The sequence below is a fragment of the Devosia yakushimensis genome (assembly GCF_030159855.1).
GTDB classification, from domain to species: domain Bacteria; phylum Pseudomonadota; class Alphaproteobacteria; order Rhizobiales; family Devosiaceae; genus Devosia; species Devosia yakushimensis.
Map to the genome: position 1 here is coordinate 3,343,405 of NZ_BSNG01000001.1, position 15,971 is coordinate 3,359,375.

At 62.2% G+C, this 15,971-nt stretch carries 18 protein-coding genes; 10 read left to right on the top strand and 8 right to left on the bottom strand.

Annotation, left to right across the window (positions count from 1 at the left end; all coding sequences use genetic code 11):
* The 3 genes from QQL79_RS16135 to QQL79_RS16145 form a co-directional block, all read right to left on the bottom strand.
* Positions 1-903 (bottom strand): ABC transporter permease subunit, encoded by a 903-nt coding sequence (locus tag QQL79_RS16135; protein ID WP_284392580.1) that lies wholly within the window; start codon positions 901-903, stop codon positions 1-3.
* Position 904: 1 nt separating this feature from the next.
* Positions 905-1,912 carry an ABC transporter permease subunit gene (locus tag QQL79_RS16140; protein WP_284392581.1) on the bottom strand — a complete coding sequence of 336 codons (1,008 nt, stop codon included), beginning with the start codon at positions 1,910-1,912 and terminating at the stop codon, positions 905-907.
* A gap of 178 nt (positions 1,913-2,090) precedes the next feature.
* A complete protein-coding gene (locus QQL79_RS16145; protein WP_284392582.1) occupies positions 2,091-3,686 on the bottom strand; it encodes an ABC transporter substrate-binding protein in 1,596 nt (531 codons plus the stop codon).
* Between the two features lie 228 nt (positions 3,687-3,914).
* Between QQL79_RS16145 and QQL79_RS16150 the strand changes: the two genes are divergently transcribed.
* The 3 genes from QQL79_RS16150 to QQL79_RS16160 are packed head-to-tail and all read left to right on the top strand — an operon-like array spanning position 3,915 to position 5,754.
* Positions 3,915-4,304, top strand: a complete 390-nt coding sequence (locus QQL79_RS16150) for a VOC family protein (protein ID WP_284392583.1) — start codon at positions 3,915-3,917, stop codon at positions 4,302-4,304.
* Positions 4,280-4,783, top strand: coding sequence for a hypothetical protein (locus QQL79_RS16155; protein ID WP_284392584.1), 504 nt, complete (start codon positions 4,280-4,282; stop codon positions 4,781-4,783). The genes QQL79_RS16150 and QQL79_RS16155 overlap by 25 nt, the downstream gene beginning before the upstream one ends.
* A 26-nt stretch (positions 4,784-4,809) precedes the next feature.
* The gene (locus QQL79_RS16160) at positions 4,810-5,754 is read left to right on the top strand and encodes an aldo/keto reductase (RefSeq protein WP_284392585.1); all 945 of its coding nucleotides are present in this window, start codon (positions 4,810-4,812) and stop codon (positions 5,752-5,754) included.
* 147 nt (positions 5,755-5,901) lie between these two features.
* Here QQL79_RS16160 and QQL79_RS16165 read toward each other — a convergent pair whose 3' ends face one another.
* The 3 genes from QQL79_RS16165 to QQL79_RS16175 all read right to left on the bottom strand — a co-directional run bounded on the left by QQL79_RS16165 (position 5,902) and on the right by QQL79_RS16175 (position 8,544).
* Positions 5,902-6,840, bottom strand: a complete 939-nt coding sequence (locus QQL79_RS16165; protein WP_284392586.1) for a Gfo/Idh/MocA family protein — start codon at positions 6,838-6,840, stop codon at positions 5,902-5,904.
* Between the two features lie 93 nt (positions 6,841-6,933).
* Entirely contained in the window at positions 6,934-7,281 is a 348-nt protein-coding gene (locus tag QQL79_RS16170; RefSeq protein ID WP_284392587.1) for a VOC family protein, read from the bottom strand.
* 9 nt (positions 7,282-7,290) lie between these two features.
* Positions 7,291-8,544, bottom strand: coding sequence for a glycerate kinase type-2 family protein (locus QQL79_RS16175; RefSeq protein WP_284392588.1), 1,254 nt, complete (start codon positions 8,542-8,544; stop codon positions 7,291-7,293).
* 142 nt (positions 8,545-8,686) lie between these two features.
* On the opposite strand from QQL79_RS16175, the gene QQL79_RS16180 reads away from it, so the two are divergent.
* The 5 genes from QQL79_RS16180 (at position 8,687) to QQL79_RS16200 (ending at position 11,407) form a co-directional block, all read left to right on the top strand.
* Positions 8,687-9,382 carry a DUF1045 domain-containing protein gene (locus QQL79_RS16180; RefSeq protein ID WP_284392589.1) on the top strand — a complete coding sequence of 232 codons (696 nt, stop codon included), beginning with the start codon at positions 8,687-8,689 and terminating at the stop codon, positions 9,380-9,382.
* Positions 9,382-10,518: an alpha-D-ribose 1-methylphosphonate 5-triphosphate diphosphatase gene (locus tag QQL79_RS16185; protein WP_370461228.1), complete on the top strand. Its 1,137-nt coding sequence runs from the start codon at positions 9,382-9,384 to the stop codon at positions 10,516-10,518. The genes QQL79_RS16180 and QQL79_RS16185 overlap by 1 nt, the downstream gene beginning before the upstream one ends.
* A gap of 127 nt (positions 10,519-10,645) precedes the next feature.
* The gene (locus QQL79_RS16190; protein ID WP_284392590.1) at positions 10,646-11,017 is read left to right on the top strand and encodes a phosphonate metabolism protein/1,5-bisphosphokinase (PRPP-forming) PhnN; all 372 of its coding nucleotides are present in this window, start codon (positions 10,646-10,648) and stop codon (positions 11,015-11,017) included.
* Between the two features lie 59 nt (positions 11,018-11,076).
* Positions 11,077-11,223, top strand: a complete 147-nt coding sequence (locus QQL79_RS16195) for a hypothetical protein (RefSeq protein WP_284392591.1) — start codon at positions 11,077-11,079, stop codon at positions 11,221-11,223.
* Positions 11,210-11,407 (top strand): hypothetical protein, encoded by a 198-nt coding sequence (locus QQL79_RS16200; RefSeq protein WP_284392592.1) that lies wholly within the window; start codon positions 11,210-11,212, stop codon positions 11,405-11,407. The genes QQL79_RS16195 and QQL79_RS16200 overlap by 14 nt, the downstream gene beginning before the upstream one ends.
* A gap of 242 nt (positions 11,408-11,649) precedes the next feature.
* Here the strand turns inward: QQL79_RS16200 and QQL79_RS16205 are convergent, their stop codons facing one another.
* Complete coding sequence (locus QQL79_RS16205; RefSeq protein WP_284392593.1) at positions 11,650-11,901, bottom strand: hypothetical protein; 252 nt, start codon at positions 11,899-11,901, stop codon at positions 11,650-11,652.
* A 489-nt stretch (positions 11,902-12,390) separates the two neighbouring features.
* On the opposite strand from QQL79_RS16205, the gene QQL79_RS16210 reads away from it, so the two are divergent.
* Positions 12,391-13,434, top strand: coding sequence for a LacI family transcriptional regulator (locus QQL79_RS16210; protein WP_284392594.1), 1,044 nt, complete (start codon positions 12,391-12,393; stop codon positions 13,432-13,434).
* Between the two features lie 168 nt (positions 13,435-13,602).
* Here the strand turns inward: QQL79_RS16210 and QQL79_RS16215 are convergent, their stop codons facing one another.
* On the bottom strand, positions 13,603-14,640 hold the full coding sequence (locus QQL79_RS16215) for an aldo/keto reductase (RefSeq protein ID WP_284392595.1): 1,038 nt from the start codon (positions 14,638-14,640) through the stop codon (positions 13,603-13,605).
* A gap of 293 nt (positions 14,641-14,933) precedes the next feature.
* Here QQL79_RS16215 and trhO point away from each other — a divergent pair, with 293 nt between their 5' ends.
* Complete coding sequence (gene trhO, locus QQL79_RS16220; protein ID WP_440588467.1) at positions 14,934-15,914, top strand: oxygen-dependent tRNA uridine(34) hydroxylase TrhO; 981 nt, start codon at positions 14,934-14,936, stop codon at positions 15,912-15,914.
* Positions 15,915-15,971 lie beyond the last annotated feature (57 nt).

Sequence of the window (15,971 nt, forward strand, 5' to 3'; positions counted from 1 at the left end):
TTAGCTCCTCTTGAGCTTGGGATCGAGCGCATCGCGCAATCCGTCGCCGATGAGGTTGATGGCGAGCACGGTGATCAGGATCGCTAGACCCGGGAAGGTCACGACCCAGGGCGCGCGCAGGATGAATTCGCGGGCCGAAGCCAGCATGGTGCCCCATTCCGGGGTTGGTGGCTGAGCGCCCATGCCCAGGAAACCAAGAGCGGCGGCTTCCAGAATCGCATTGGAGAAACTCAGCGTCGCCTGAACGATCAGCGGCCCAAGGCAATTGGGCAGGATGGTCACCAGCATGAGCCGGAAATGCCCGGCGCCGGAGAGGCGGGCGGCGGTCACATATTCGCGGTTCTTTTCCGCCATGACGGCGGCGCGGACGAGGCGGGCAAAGTGCGGTTGCAGCACCAGGGCAATGGCCACCATGGCGTTGAACAGGCCCGGCCCCAGAATGGCCACCAGCACCAGCGCCAGGAGCAGCGAGGGGAAGGCCAGGATGATATCCATGACGCGCATGATCAGCGCATCGACCCAGCCGCGGAAATAGCCGGCGAGCACGCCCAGCGTCACGCCGACAATGAGCGCACCGACCACGACGAAAAAGCCGATGAACAGTGAATAGCGGGCGCCATGGATGAGGCGGGAGAGCATGTCGCGCCCCACCGGATCGGTGCCGAGCAGGAAGCGCGGATCGCTGCCCATTTCCCAGAACGGGGGCTTGAGGATGGCGTCGCGATATTGCTGGTCGGGCGAATAAGGCGCCAGGAGGGGCGCGAAAATGGCGATCAGCACCAGGAGGGCAAAGACCACCAGGCCAATGACCGCACCGCGATTGATGGAGAAATAGTGCCAGAATTCGCGCAGGGCGGCGAGGCGGTCGGACTTGACGGGAACGGGTTGGGTTGTTTCGGTCATCTTACTGCACCCTGATACGCGGGTTGATGACGGCATAGAGCACGTCGACGATCAGGTTCACCGCCATGACGATAAGCGCGATCAGCAAGAGGCCCGATTGCACGACGACATAGTCGCGCTTGGCGATGGAATCGATCATCCATTTGCCAATGCCGGGCCAGGAGAAAATGGTTTCGGTGAGAATGGCGCCGCCCATGAGCAGGCCGATCTGCAGGCCAATGGTCGTGACCACCGGGATCAGCGCATTGCGCAAGGCATGCACATTGATCACCCGGCGGGGCGACATGCCCTTGGCCTTTGCGGTGCGCACATAATCCTCGCCCAGGATTTCGAGCATGGCCGAGCGCGTTTGCCGGGCGATGACCGCCAGGGGAATAGTGCCCAGCACCACAGCCGGCAGGATCAGATGGCGCAGCGCCGATACGAAAGCAGCCCAATTGCCATAGAGCAGGGTATCGACCAGCATGAAGCCGGTGATGGGACGCAGGAAGAAAGAGAGCGCGATGCGGCCCGAAACCGGCGTCCAGCCCAGATAGCCGGAAAAGAAGATGATCAGCAGCAGGCCCCACCAGAAGATGGGCATGGAATAGCCCGTCAGCGCCACGCCCATGGTGAGCTGGTCGAACCAGGAACCGCGCTTGACCGCAGCGAAGATGCCGGCAGGAATGCCGATGATCACCGCCAGGAACATGGCGACCAGGGCCAATTCGATCGTGGCGGGAAAGAGCGTCATGAATTCGGTGATGACCGGGCGCTTGGTGGCCAGCGAGACACCGAAATTGCCCTGCAGGATGCCGCCGAGATAATTGAAATATTGCTGCCAGATCGGCAAATTGTAGCCGAACTGCTCGCGCAGGATTTCGTAGCGTTCCGGCGTCACGCCGTGCTGGCCGGCCATGGCCAGGATGGGGTCGCCCGGCAGCACGCGGACAAAGGCGAAAGCACATATGGAAATGCCGATGATGGTCGGCACGATCAGCGCAAGCCTGCGCAGAATGTAATTGAGCATGCGGGTCTTTACCCTAAAGCGCTGTGCCGGCAAACTCGGCAGGGCGCACGTTTCCTGTTGTGGCGGGGCATTTGACGGGAGCCGTTGGCCGGCGCCTCTTTACCCTGCTCTAAAATGAATGGGGAGCCCCGCACCGGTAAAACCGGCCCGGGACTCCGTAATTTGATCGGCGTTAGCCTTACTCGGTGACGTCGACGCCGTCGAAGCGGTGAATGCCCAGCGGGTCCATCTTGTAGTTGATGACGCGCTTGTTCATGGGCATGAACACTTTCGAGTGAGCCAGCGTGAGAGCAGGTTCTTCAGCCTTGAAGACCTCCTGGGCCTTTTCATAGAGCGCTGTGCGCTCGGCCTGGTCGGCAGTGGTCTTGGCCTTCTGGATCAGGTCTTCGAATTCCTGGTTGCACCAGCTCGAGTAATTGGACACGCCAATGGCCGAGCAGGAGAACAGGGTGGCGAAGAAGTTGTCCGGATCACCATTGTCGCCGGTCCAGCCGATCTGGAACGGGCCCTTGCGGTCGGGCTGCTTGCCGCGCTCGCGATATTCGGTCCATTCGTAGGAGACGATATTGGCGGTGACGCCAATCGCCGCCCAGTCAGCCTGGATCAGTTCGGCAACGCGCTGGGCGTTGGGATTGTAGGGACGCGACACCGGCATGGCCCAGAGATCGGTGGTGAGGCCCGTCACGCCGGCTTCCTCGAGCAGCTTCTTGGCGGCTTCCGGATCATAGGTGTCGGCGGGGATATTGTTGTTGTAGCTCCACATGGTGGGCGGGATCAGGTTCTTGGCGTCCTGGCCGGCACCCTGATAGACCGCCTCGATGATGGCAGCCTTGTCGACAGCCATGGAGAGGGCCTTGCGCACATTGACATTGTCGAACGGCGGCTCGGTGGTGTTGTAGGACATATAGCCGATATTGAGGCCTTCCTGCTCCTGCACCACCAGGTTCTCATTGCCCTGCAGCTGGGCGATATCGGCAGGCGCCGGATAGGCCATGATATCGCATTCGCCGGCCAGCAGACGCTGGGCCCGCACCGAGGGATCGGTGGTGATGGCAAAGATCAGATCGTCGATCGGCTGCTTGCCGGCCCAATAGTCGGGGAAGGCCTGGTAGCGGATGACGGTATCGAGCTGATAGTCCGCGAACACGAAGGGGCCAGTGCCGACCGGCTGGGTCGAGAAGGCAGCCAGATCGCCCGAGGCAGCGAGCTGATCGGCATATTCCTTGGAGACGATGGACGCGAAGTCCATGGCCAGGTTGGCGATCATCGGCGCATTGGGTTCGTTGAGCACGAACTTGACGGTCAGGTCGTCAACCTTGACGATTTCCTTGATGTAGCGGGGCATGTCCATGCCCTGGAAATAGTCCCAGGTCAGGCCGTCGAGATAAGCGAACCAGGCATTGTCTTCCTTCCACTGGCGCTCGAAGCTGAAGATCACGTCGTCAGCATTGAGATCGCGGGTGGGGGTGAAATAGGACGTGGTGTGGAACTTGACGCCCGGACGCAGCTTGAAGGTGATTTCCTTGCCGTCTTCGGAGGTGCTCCAGCTCTCGGCCAGGCCCGGCTCGATGGCGGTGCCGCCTTTTTCGAACTCGACGAGGCGATTGTAGATGGTGCGCGAAGAGGCGTCGAAGTCGTTACCGCCGGTGGTCGGACCGGGATCGAAGTGCGCCGGGGAAGCTTCGGAACAGAATACCAGCTGCTTGGCCTGGGCAGCGCCCGCGGCCAGAGCCAGCATGGCTGAAGCCGCTAGCAGGGTGGTCATCAATTTCATGATTGTTGTCTCCCGAGAAAGTTTTTTGCGCATCCGGTTTGCCGGCCGGAGCTTGGGCGCCAACAAAGCCTAGAATTTAGGGGAGCGCAATGGGTGAGTTTTACCATTTGGTCAATTCGATGACAGTGATTGCCCCATTCCACAACAATGGACGGTTTCGGACCGATCCGTTCGGTTGCAACGACCTGCCGCTTGACCGGCGATAGGCGGCAGTGATCCAAAGGAAACATGACCCGCTCCATCGCCACCATTGCCCTTGTCGTCGCCGAATATGATGAGGCGATAGCATTTTACCGCGATCAGGCCGGCTTCAGTGTGCTCAGCGACACCCCTATGGGCGGCGGCAAGCGCTGGGTCGTGGTGGCGCCGCCGGGCGGCACGGGTGCCAGGCTCCTTCTGGCCAGGGCCGACGGGGCCGAACAGCGCCGGGCCATAGGCAACCAGACGGGCGGCCGCGTCATGCTGTTTCTGGAAACCGACGACTTCATGCGCGATCATGCCGCCATGCTTGCGCGCGGCGTCCATTTTCTCGAAGAGCCCCGGCACGAGCCCTATGGGAGCGTTGCCGTCTTCGAAGATCTCTACGGGAACAAATGGGACCTTATCGAGCCCAAATAGCCGCGCTGGCGCTGCTGCTGGTTTCCCCGGCCCTGGCGCAGGAGCCGGGCTGGCATTATTCGCCCCTGCCGGGGGAAGGCGACCGCGCCACGCTGGGATGCGCGCGGGATGGAAAACCGGAGGATTTCGCGTGCCTTGCGGTACGCTGCGAGGATGATTTCACCACCGGGGTCCATATTCACACCAGCGACAAGGCGACGGCGCCGGGCCTCTGGGACATAACCATAGACCGCGAAGTACGCACCCTGGTTGCCGAACCCGCCCTGCCCTATGGCGGCAAATTCGTCGCGGACGGGCCCTGGCTGCTGGAACGGCTGGCCCAGGGTGCCTATGTCTATCTGCAGAAATCGGGCGAGAGGGATGCTCCGGTCTATTTCATCGACCTGACCGGATCGCTCTTCGCCATCAACACGGCGCTGGCCTTTTGTGCGCCACGCCTGCCCCGCCCCGGCGAACCCAATGCGGGCGGAGACGTTTAGAGCATTACCACAACAGGAGAATACCCATGGATCGCCGCCCGCTCGGACGCAGTGAACTTGTCATCGAACCGCTTGTGCTGGGCGGCAATGTCTTCGGCTGGACGGTCGACGAAAAACAAGGCTTCGACATTCTGGACGCCTTTGTCGATGCCGGCTTTACCGCGCTCGACACGGCCGAGGGCTATCCCAATTGGGTGCCGGGCAATCCCCCGGGCATGAGCGAGACCATTATCGGGAAATGGCTCAAGGCGCGCGGCAATCGCGACGCCGTGCATATCATCACCAAGGTCAATTCGGGCAAGGTCAAGAACGGGCTGAGTGCCGAGGGCATCAAGACCTCGATCGAGGCCTCGCTCAAGCGGCTGCAGACCGATTATGTCGATCTCTATTTCAGCCACTGGCCCGATCCCGATGCCAGCCACGAAGAAACCCTGGGCGCCTATGACGTGCTGATCCGCGCCGGCAAGGTGCGCGTGGTGGGGGCCTCGAACTACACCCCGCAAATGGTCCGGGACGCCGAGGAGATTTCGGTGATCAAGTCGCTGCCGCGCTATGAAGTGCTGCAGCCCAAATACAATCTCTATGACCGCGCCGATTTCGAAGGCGAATTGCAAAAGCTCGCCATCGAGCAGGAAATCGGCACCATCGTCTATTATAGCCTCGCCTCAGGGTTCCTGACCGGCAAATACCGCTCCAAGACCGATCTCGGCAAAAGCCAGCGTGGCGGCGGCATCGAGAAATATCTCGATAAGAAGGGCGAAGCGATCCTCTCCGCCCTCGACGCGGTCGCCAAGGCCAATGACGCCACTCCCGCCGAAGTGTCGCTGGCATGGCTGGTCGCACAAAAGGGCGTCAGCGCCCCGATCGCCTCGGCGACATCAGTGGAACAGGTCAAGAGCCTCGCCAAGGGCGTCCGGCTCAAGCTCAGCGATGCGGATTTGAAGGCGCTGAGTGCTGCTGGGAAGCAGTAGACAGACTTCCGTGGCTCTCGCCCACCCCACCCTCATTCCCTCCCCATCAAGGGAGGGAGGCGCAGGCACTGCCTTCTCGGTTCCATCGTCTCCCTCCCCTTGTGGGGAGGGATCAAGGGTGGGGGTATGAGGGCCCCAATCCGAAATTTACCACTCGAAATCCGGCCCATTCTCCCTGGCGCCGAGCAAAAACACATCGGCCATCAGCCGTAGTGGCGCGGCGTCGACATCGGTTTCGTGGCGGTCGAGGAGCGTCGCGAACCGCTCATACATGGCCGCATATTCCCCGTCGCCATGCTGGAGCACCAGCTCGTCATTGACGCGCAGGCTGCGGCCGCCATTTTCGAGCTTGAGTACATCCCCGGCCATGGTCTCGACGCGGATGGTCCAGATTTCCCCGCTCTCTTCGAGCCAATTGAACCCGGCCGACAGGCCCGGCTTGTGCAGCTGGCCGGATTTGAAGGCGATCTCGACATCGACCGGGGTCTGCCGATTGGCCGGGAAGGTCAACTTGCTCGCCTCCACAAAGACCGGGAAGGGCATGATCTTGGTGAAGATGGACATGGCATTGATGCCGGGATCGCAGACGCCGAACCCGCCCGGCTCCCAGACCCAATCCTGGCCCGGATGCCATTTGCGCACGCTTTCGCGCCAGTCGATGCGTACCGATCTGACCCCGCTTTCGGCCAGGATATCCCGGGTGCGGTCGACCGCGGCATTATATTGGGAATGCCAAGTCTGATAGAGCACGCGACCGAGCCGGCCGGCATAGGCGACCAGGTCGTCCAGTTCGGAAATCGTCGTCGTGGGGGGCTTTTCCATCATGACGTCCTTGCCGGCTTCCAGCGCCTCGCGGACATATTGATGGCGGATGCCCGGGGGCGTGCAGATCGACACCAGCGACACGTCCGGCATGGCCGCATAAAGCTCGGCCGGGGTCTTGAACACCGGCAGGCCATTGTGACCGACGCCGCGCGTCGACACGGTGGCCGCCAGTTCGAAATCGTCGGAATTATCGATCACCGGCAGGTGCTGGTCCTGCGCGATCTTGCCCACACCGATGACGGCGATTTTGCGTTTGGCCAATGGTCGGTCCTCTTGCCGGAAATGCGGGCGTATAGAACAGAGAGCCCCCGGCTCTGCCAAGGGGCTGCTCGCCGATTTGTATGATTTTTGTGGCTAGGCCGAAGGCTCCCAGAGCTCGATCTGGTTGCCCTCGGGGTCGTGGATGCGCGCGAAGCGCCCGGTTTCGGGCGTGTCCCATTCATCCGGACGGGTCTCGATGGCAATACCCGCCGCACGCAATTGGTCCATCATGCCGTCCAGGTCATCGACGCGGAAATTGATCATCCATTGCTTGTCGGCGGGAAAATAAGTGCTGGTCTGCTTGAATGGCGCGAAGACGGTGAGCCCCGCCTCCTGGTTGAAGAGCTCGGCCACGCCGAGATGGGTTTCATACCAGGCCGCAAGCGCTGCCGTGTCGCGCGAGCGAAAGAACATGCCGCCAATGCCCAAAACCTTTGCCATGGCCGTCTCCTAGCGGATCAGAATTGCCCGGAAGTCATTTACATTGGTGCCGGTCGGCCCGGTGACCAGCAGGTCACCAATGGCCGCGAAGGCCGAATATGCATCATTATCGGCCAGGGCCGCCAGCGGGTCGATGCCGGCATGGCGCAGCCGCGTGGCCGTGGTGCCATCGCAGAAGGCGCCGGCATTGTCCTCCGAACCATCGATCCCGTCGGTATCGGCGGCCAGGGCGGTAATGCCCTCGACGCCATCGATGGCGATGGCAAAGGCCAAGAGGAATTCGGCATTGCGCCCGCCCCTGCCCTTGCCGCGCAGGGTTACCGTGGTTTCCCCGCCCGACAGCAGCACAACGGGCTTGTTGAAGGGGCGATTGCGGGCGGCGATTTCGCGGGCCATGGCGGCATGGACCTGGGCCACGTCGCGCGATTCCCCTTCGATGGAATCGGAGAGAATGGCGGCCTCGACCTTCTGTTGCCGGGCGAGGTCGGCGGCCGCCTCCAGCGACAAAGCGGCCGAGGCGATGGTGCGCACGGTGTTGCGGGCAAAGCCCGGATCGCTGGGCAGCGGAGCCAGGTCATCCTCGCCGGCCAGCAAAGCCTGTGCCGCCGGCGGCAGGTCGAGCCGGTAGAGATTGGCATATTTGCGCGCCAGTTCGCGCGTTCCCGCCAGGGGAATGGTGGGGCCGGAGGCAACGATGGCCGGATCGTCGCCGGGCACATCGGACACCACCAGCGTTGCCACCCGAGCAGGGCCGCAATGGGCCGCCAGCCGCCCGCCCTTGATGGTCGAGAACTGGTTGCGGATCAGGTTCATCACCCCGATCGGCGCCCCCGACGCGAGAAGTGCCCGGTTGATGGCCTGTTCGTCATCGAGCGTCAGCCCCGGCGCCGGAGCGGGCAGCAGCGAGGAACCACCGCCCGAAATCAGCGCCACCACCAGATCGTCATGGGAGAGGCCCGAAACGGTTTCCATGATGCGGCGGGCGGCAAGAAAACCGGCTTCGTCCGGCACGGGATGGGACGCCTCGACGATTTCGATGCGCTCGCAGCTTTCGCCATAACCATAGCGGGTCACGACCAGCCCGCTGAGCGGGCCGTCCCAGGCCTCTTCAAAGGCTCTCGCCATCTGGGCGGAGGCCTTGCCGGCGCCGATTACCAGCGTACGGCCCGCCGGCTTGGGTGGCAGGTTGAGGCGTACGGCAAGAGCCGGCTGCGCCTTGGCCACAGCGGCCTGAAACAAGGACTGAAGAAGGGGGCGATCCATGGGCTGGGTTGCGACTCGATACGGCCAAGGGTAGGCCAACAGGGGTGATGCAGCCATTTGGGGCTGTCCGCGGCCGACTGTCAAACGACAGACACAGATTATCGATAGCGGCTCGCCGACACAGTAAGAAAAGAGGCTCTGAATGACTGAACGATTCGCGATTTATTTCGCCCCGCCGGCCACCGGGAGCCTCTGGGAACGCGCCGCAACCTGGCTGGGGCGCGACGCTGCCGATGGCGATACATTCGACGGGCCGGTTGCCGGCATCGACCGCACGCGGCTGCTCAACCTCACCCAATCGGCCAATCGCTACGGTTTTCACGCCACGATCAAGGCGCCCATGGCGCTGGCCGATGGCGCTGATGAAGCCGATCTGCGCGCCGCGCTGACCCGCTTTGCCGCCGAACGCTCTTCCTTCAGCCTGGGCCGGCTCAAGCTGGCTTCACTGGATGGGTTCCTGGCCCTCGTGCCCGAAGAAGCCAATGAGACCCTCCAGGATTTCGCCGCCCATGTAGTGGAGAGCTTCGAAGTGTTCCGCGCGCCAATGAGCGTCAAGGATCGTGCTGCGCGCGTCGGAAAGGGGCTGAGCGAGCGGCAGGTGGAAGTGCTTGACGCCTATGGCTACCCCTATGTGTTCGAAGAATTCCGCTTCCACATGACGCTGACCGACCGGCTCGCCGCGGAAGACGCCACCGATATCGCCAATGCGGCCAATACCTGGTTTGCCCCGGTGCTGGGCGATGAGATGATCATCGACAGCCTCTCGCTCTATGTTGAATCCGAAAAGGGTCGCCCCTTCCGCCGCGTCGCCGAATTCCCGCTGGGAGGCAATGGCTGATGGGCGAAGAGGTTTTTCGCAATGCCAGGATCGTGCTGGCCGATGAGGTGATCGAGGGCAGCGTGGCCGTGGACGATGGCGTCATATCAGCCATCGACGGCGGCGCCACGCAAACCGGCGAGGATTTCGAGGGCGACTATCTCATTGCCGGCCTCGTCGAACTTCATACCGACCAGCTCGAAAGCTATTACCGGCCCCGGCCCGGCGTGTTCTGGGACCCTTTGGCCTCGCTTCATGCCCATGACGTGCAGATCGCCGGCTCGGGCATTACCACGGTGTTCGACGCGGTGCGGATCGGCTCGGATTTCGACATGCCGACCATGGGCGAACATGTCGACAAGCTCGTCGGCGCCATTCACGCCGGGCGCGAGGGCGGGTGGCTCAGGGCCGAGCATTTCGTGCATTTGCGCTGCGAATTGCCCAGCCATGATCTGGTGCCGCAATTTGAGACCTACGCGGCCGATCCGGCAACCCGCCTGGCCTCGGTGATGGACCATACGCCCGGACAGCGGCAATTCTGCTCGCTGGACGACTACAAGCGCTTCTACAAGGACAAGATGGGGCGCACCCAGGACGAGCTGGACAGCTATATCGCCGCGCGCCTGGCCGAGCAGGCAAAATATTCTGCCACCAACCGGCAAGTCATTGTCTCGCGCGCGGCCGAACTGGGCCTGCCTTTGGCCAGCCATGACGATGCCACGCTCGCCCATGTCGAAGAGGCCGTGGCCGATGGCGTGGCCATTGCCGAATTTCCCACCACGCTCGAAGCGGCCGCCGCGGCCCATGATGCAGGGCTTGCAATCCTGATGGGCGCGCCGAATGTGGTGCGCGGCAAGTCGCATTCGGGCAATATCTCGGCGACCGACCTGGTGCGGGCAGGATTATTGGATGTACTGAGTTCCGATTACGTACCCCTGGCGCTGCTGCAGGCGGTTTTCGTGCTGCCCGAGCGGGTGGAGGGGTATGGCCTGGCTCAGGCGCTGGCCATGGTCACGCTCAATCCGGCCCGGGCCGCCGGGCTTGACGATCGCGGGCAGATCGCCATCGGCAAGCGGGCCGATCTGGTGCGGGTGCGCAAATCGGGGCCGTTGCCCGTAGTGCGCGCGGTTTGGCGAGAAGGGCAGAGGGTCGGCTGACATATGGCAAAACCGCTGGGGTCGCTGGTGCTGGTGGTCGGCCCCTCGGGGGTCGGCAAGGACACTTTGATCGGCGGCGCCCGAGGCGGAAGACCACGATAGTCTCGATGCCCCAACCTTTGCCAGGATGGAAAGCGCAGGGCGCTTTGCCCTGTGCTGGGACGCCCATAACCTGCGCTACGCCCTGCCGCTCAGTGTCGATACCGATATCGCGCTGGGGCGCGTGGTGGTGGCCAATATCTCCCGGCATGTGGTGGGTGAGGCGCGGAGCAAGTATCCGGCCTGTTCGGTCGTGCTGGTCACCGCCGAAATTTCGCTGCGCGCCGAGCGCCTGATGCGGCGCGGCCGGGAAAACCGCGAACAGATCACTGCGCGGCTGGCCCGCGAATCCGCGCCGGTTCCCGCCGGCATTGCCCCCATCGTCATCGACAATTCCGGCTCGCTGGCCATCGGGGTCACCGCCTTCGTCATGGCGCTGCGGCAAATCGCGGCGCAGTGAACCAGTTGGGCGCTAACGCGTTGTATCTGCGTCATAAGCGTCGAACGCCGGGAGTTCTCATGAGTCGCAATGGTCTTTATGCCGTGATCGCTGTCTTGCTGATCGCGGTGGCGGCATTTGCCATCTATACCTATCAGCAGCAGAACCGGCCCGGCGTCGAGGTCCGGCTGGACGAGCAGGGAATTTCGATCGATGGCAATGGTTAGTCATGACATCGCGCCCTCGCGTGAAATGCTGGCTGAAGCGATTGCCGGGGAACTGGCCCGGCAGGGCGCCAGGCAGGTTGATATCGAAGCCCTGGTCGACGTGATCAAGGCCGTGATCGACCGGCCGGCGGAGCCAAGCGAGGGCCGCCGCCCCGAGGAACTCAACGCGACCAATGATGATTAGGCTTTGGGTGTTTGCTCGGGACCCACACCACTCACGATGTCATTCCGGCGCAGGCCGGAATCCATGTCCGCATCTCCCCACGACTACCGCTGTAAGGGGACAGTCATCAGGATGGATCCCGGCCTGCGCCGGGATGACACGGTGCTTATGAATGCGCCCAACCAAATGCCACGCCCCCAAAAAACAAAAGGCATCCCCGGAACGGGAATGCCTTTTTTGTTTTTCGTCTTTTTGAGTCGAATTCAGGCCGCGTCGGCGCTGCCCTTGCGGACGGCCTGGGACACGGCAAAATGCGCCTTTTCGACGGTTTCGAAATGCTGGCCATCGATGGCGAAGGCGGGCAGACGAACGGCGAGGAAGCGATAACCTGCTTCATGCGGCACGACGACGCCCAAAGGCTCGCCGGCAACTTCAATGACGATAGGCTTGTGGGCCTTGGCCCGATCTAGACTGTTTTCCTGCATCAGTGGATGCTCCACTTGGCGTCGACTCATTCACCACCCTTGCGGCTAGTCCTGGAAGGACTACCGGGGTGAATCGGCAACGCTGGGGTTCTATCGAGGGTTTGAGACGAGGTTGTGACGAGGTCACATTCGTTTTGAGCGACAGATCCCTTGCCAGCGTTTTGAGGCTTGCATGGAGAGACGTACGATCGAGCAGCCGGCATGGATGGTGAAGGTATTCGATGATGTCATCTTCAGTCCTCTCCTGCAGGGTGAACGATTAGGCCGCCGGGGCTTGCCAGCGGTGAAGGCAAGATAGGAGCGTTTGAGCGCAATTTCCAGCCCGGCCAGCGCCATAGAATGACGATTTCTGAAAAAAGCCTGCTCGACTTTCGGCGAATAACGAAAACTGGGGTGATTTTGTCATATTATGACGGAACCATGACATAACGCACCATGCTTGCAGTATCAGCGACAATCTGGTGTTGTCCGCCCCTGATGTGACCGCCGCCCGCCAAGGGCGGCCAAGAGGGGTGCTGCGTGCCCGACGACGACATACCGGCCAAGGCAAAGCGCGGCGTCAAGCCCACCGGCAAGCCGACGCTCAAGACCATTGCCGAGCTGACCGGCTTTGCGGTGACCACAGTGTCCCGCGCGCTCAACAATGCCCCCGAGCTGGCGCAGGATACCCGCGACAGGGTGCAAAAGGTCGCCGCCGAAATCGGCTACCTGCCTGACCGCGCGGCCCTGCGGCTCAAGACCGGGCGGACCAATGTGCTCTCGCTGGTGCTCGAGCCCGATGAACAGATCTATGGCTTCGGCACTTCGATCGTCAGCGGGCTGACCGAGGCGATGCGCAATACGCCCTATCACCTGGTCATCACCCCGCTGTTCCGCAATGTGTCGCCGATGGACCCGATCCGCCATATCGTGCGCAACCGCATGGCCGATGGCGTGGTCTTCTCCAAGACCGAGATGTATGACGAGCGGGTCCGGTTCCTGCTCGACAACGACTTCCCCTTTATCAGCCATGGCCGCAGCCGCTGGCCCGATGCCCATCCCTGGGTGGATTTCGACAACGAGGCCTTTGCCTATGGCGCGGTCAAGCGTCTGGTGCAGAAGGGCTGCCGGCGCGTTTCCATCGTCTTGCCCGATAGCGCCCTGACCTATACCGAGCATCTCAAGGCCGGCATTGCCCGCGCAGCCGGGGAAGCGGGCATCGAGCATGAATTTGCCGCCGACATCAATCTGGGCAGCCCCACCGACGCCATCCGCACCCATGTTGCCAAACGCGCCCGGCGCCCCGACGGTGGGCCGGACGGCTATGTCTGCGCCTCGGAAATCTCGGCGCTCGCCGTGATCGGCGCCCTCAACGAGGCCGGGCGGACGGTGGGCCAATCGGCCCATGTCGTCACCAAGCAGGCCTCCCAGCTTTTCGCCCAATTCCAGCCTGGCGCGGAGACCGTGTTCGAGGATTTCACCAAGGCCGGGCATAGCCTGGGTACCTTGCTCCTGCGCCGCATCGGCGGGGAGAGCGCGGAAGCCCTCACCGCGCTGGATGCGCCAAGGTTTGACTGGGATTAAGCCCAAAAAGACCTCATGGTGAGCCTGTCGAATCACGAGGTCTACTTCCAACCACAGTGTCATTCCCGCGAAAGCGGGAACCTCCGTTTTTCTTGTCTAGGGCCCAAACAGAGGTTCCCGCTTTCGCGGGAATGACACCGTGGGGAGGACGAGAATTACTCGCCAGCCCTACCGCAACCACCCCTTCGGACTGGGATGCAGTTCCATCTGCCCGCCTTTGGTGGCCTCATCGATCTGGGCAATCTCCTCCGCGCTCAGCTCCAGATTGTTGAGCACGCCCAGATTGTCCTTGAGCTGATCGAGCGTGCGCACGCCCACCAGCGCCGAGGTCATTTCCTTGCGCCGCAGCACCCAGCTCAAGGCCAATTGCACCATGGACTGCCCCCGCGCCCGGGCGATGGCGCCCAGCTTGTCGACCGCCTCCAGCACGCGCGGCTCGACATGGCTGGCGCGGAGCGAGGTATTGCTATTGGCCGCGCGGGTGCCTTCCTTGCTGCCGGTATTATACTTGCCGCTCAACACGCCCTGCGCCAGCGGCGAAAAGGCGATGATGCCGATGCCCAGCTCGCCACAGGCATCGATCGTATGGTCATTCTCGATCCAGCGATTGAGCACCGAATAGCTGGGCTGGTGGATGGTCGTCGCCACGCCCATTTCCTTCAAAATCCGATGGGCTTCCCGCGTTTCGGCTTCGGGATAACTCGAAATCCCCACATAAAGCGCCTTGCCCTGCCGCACCACCTGGGCCAGCGCGCCCATGGTTTCCTCAAGCGGAGTATTGGGGTCATAGCGGTGCGAATAGAAGATATCGACATAGTCGAGCCCCATCCGCTTGAGGCTCTGGTCGAGGCTGGCCAACAGATATTTGCGGCTGCCGAATTCGCCATAGGGGCCGGGCCACATATTGTAGCCGGCCTTGGTGGAGATGATCAGCTCATCCCGATAGGGCCGGAAATCGCGCGCCATGACCTGCCCGAACAGCTCTTCGGACGAGCCGGCGGGGGGCCCATAATTGTTGGCGAGATCGAAATGGGTAATGCCGGCATCGAAGGCATGGCCCAGGATTTCCATGGCGCCCGGATAGTCGCGCGTGCCGCCGAAATTCTGCCAGAGCCCCAGGCTTATGATCGGGAGCTTGAGCCCCGAACGGCCGGAATGGCGATAGTGCATGCTGTCATAGCGCGCCGGATCGGCCCGATAGGTCATGACGTCCTCCTGATAGTTTATTCCTAAGCGGCGCGATCGGACGGCGGTCGTCCACCATGCTTGGGGCATCGTCTAATATGAAAATCACAGCTGTTTGCGTGGTAGCGCTCGCCACATGCGTCTATTTTGCATTCAAGCAACCAGAGCTTCGCGTTTGGATGATTGCCTCTTTGGTCAGTTTTTTCGACCAAAAGTTGGTTGTGCTGGTTCACTTCGCCAATTACTGCCATTGTCCAACCTAACCAAGTAGACACTTCTGTACCGTGCCCCAAGCTAATCAACCATACAAGGTGATGGCGATCTATAAATTCGCCGACCTGCCCGACTGCGCCGAACTGCAGCCCAGGCTCGCCAAATTCTGCTGCGGGCGCGGTATCAAGGGCACGCTGATCCTGGCGCCCGAAGGCATTAACGGCACGGTGGCGGGCACCGAACAGGCCATCGATGCGCTGGCCGACTATCTGTCGGCCGGTCCCGATTTCGGTTCGAGGCTCGTCGGCGCCGAAATCAAGTTCTCGATCGCCAGCGCCATGCCGTTCCTGCGCATGAAGGTGCGCCTCAAGCCCGAAATCGTTACCTTGCGGGCGCCCGAGGCCAATCCGGCCAAGGCGGTGGGCACCTATGTCGAGCCGGAAGACTGGAATGGATTGATCGAGCGCAACGATGTGGTGCTGGTCGATACGCGCAACGATTATGAAGTGGGCCTGGGCACCTTCCAGCGCGCGCTGGACCCGGCCACCAAGAGCTTTACCGAGTTCAAGGACTATGTCGAAACCCATCTCGACCCGGCGCGCGACAAGAAGGTCGCCATGTTCTGCACTGGCGGCATTCGCTGCGAAAAGGCCTCGTCCTACCTGCTGAGCAAGGGTTTTGAGGAAGTGTTCCACCTCAAGGGGGGAATTCTCAAATATCTCGAAACGGTGCCGCAGGAGCAGAGCCGATTTGCCGGGGAATGCTTCGTCTTCGACGAGCGCGTTTCGGTCGGCCATGGGCTGGTGGAAGGCGACGCCACCCTTTGCCGCGCCTGCCGTCACCCCCTGACATCGGCCGATCGCGCCGATCCGGCCTATGTCGAAGGCGTGAGCTGCCCCCATTGCAGCGGGGACAGCGCCAAGCATCAGGCAGCGGCCGAACGGCAAAAGCAGATGGAGCTGGCCAGCAAGCGCGGCGCTGCGCATATGGGCGATGATGCAGCGGCTGCCGCCGCGCGGGCCAAGGAGCAGAAACGGCAACGCGCCGAGGCCTCGCGCCAGCGCAATGCTGGATCGTCGTAAACCGCTTTTCCATCACCAGAACCAATGCTAGTCTCGATTTCACTGTAATAATCGACG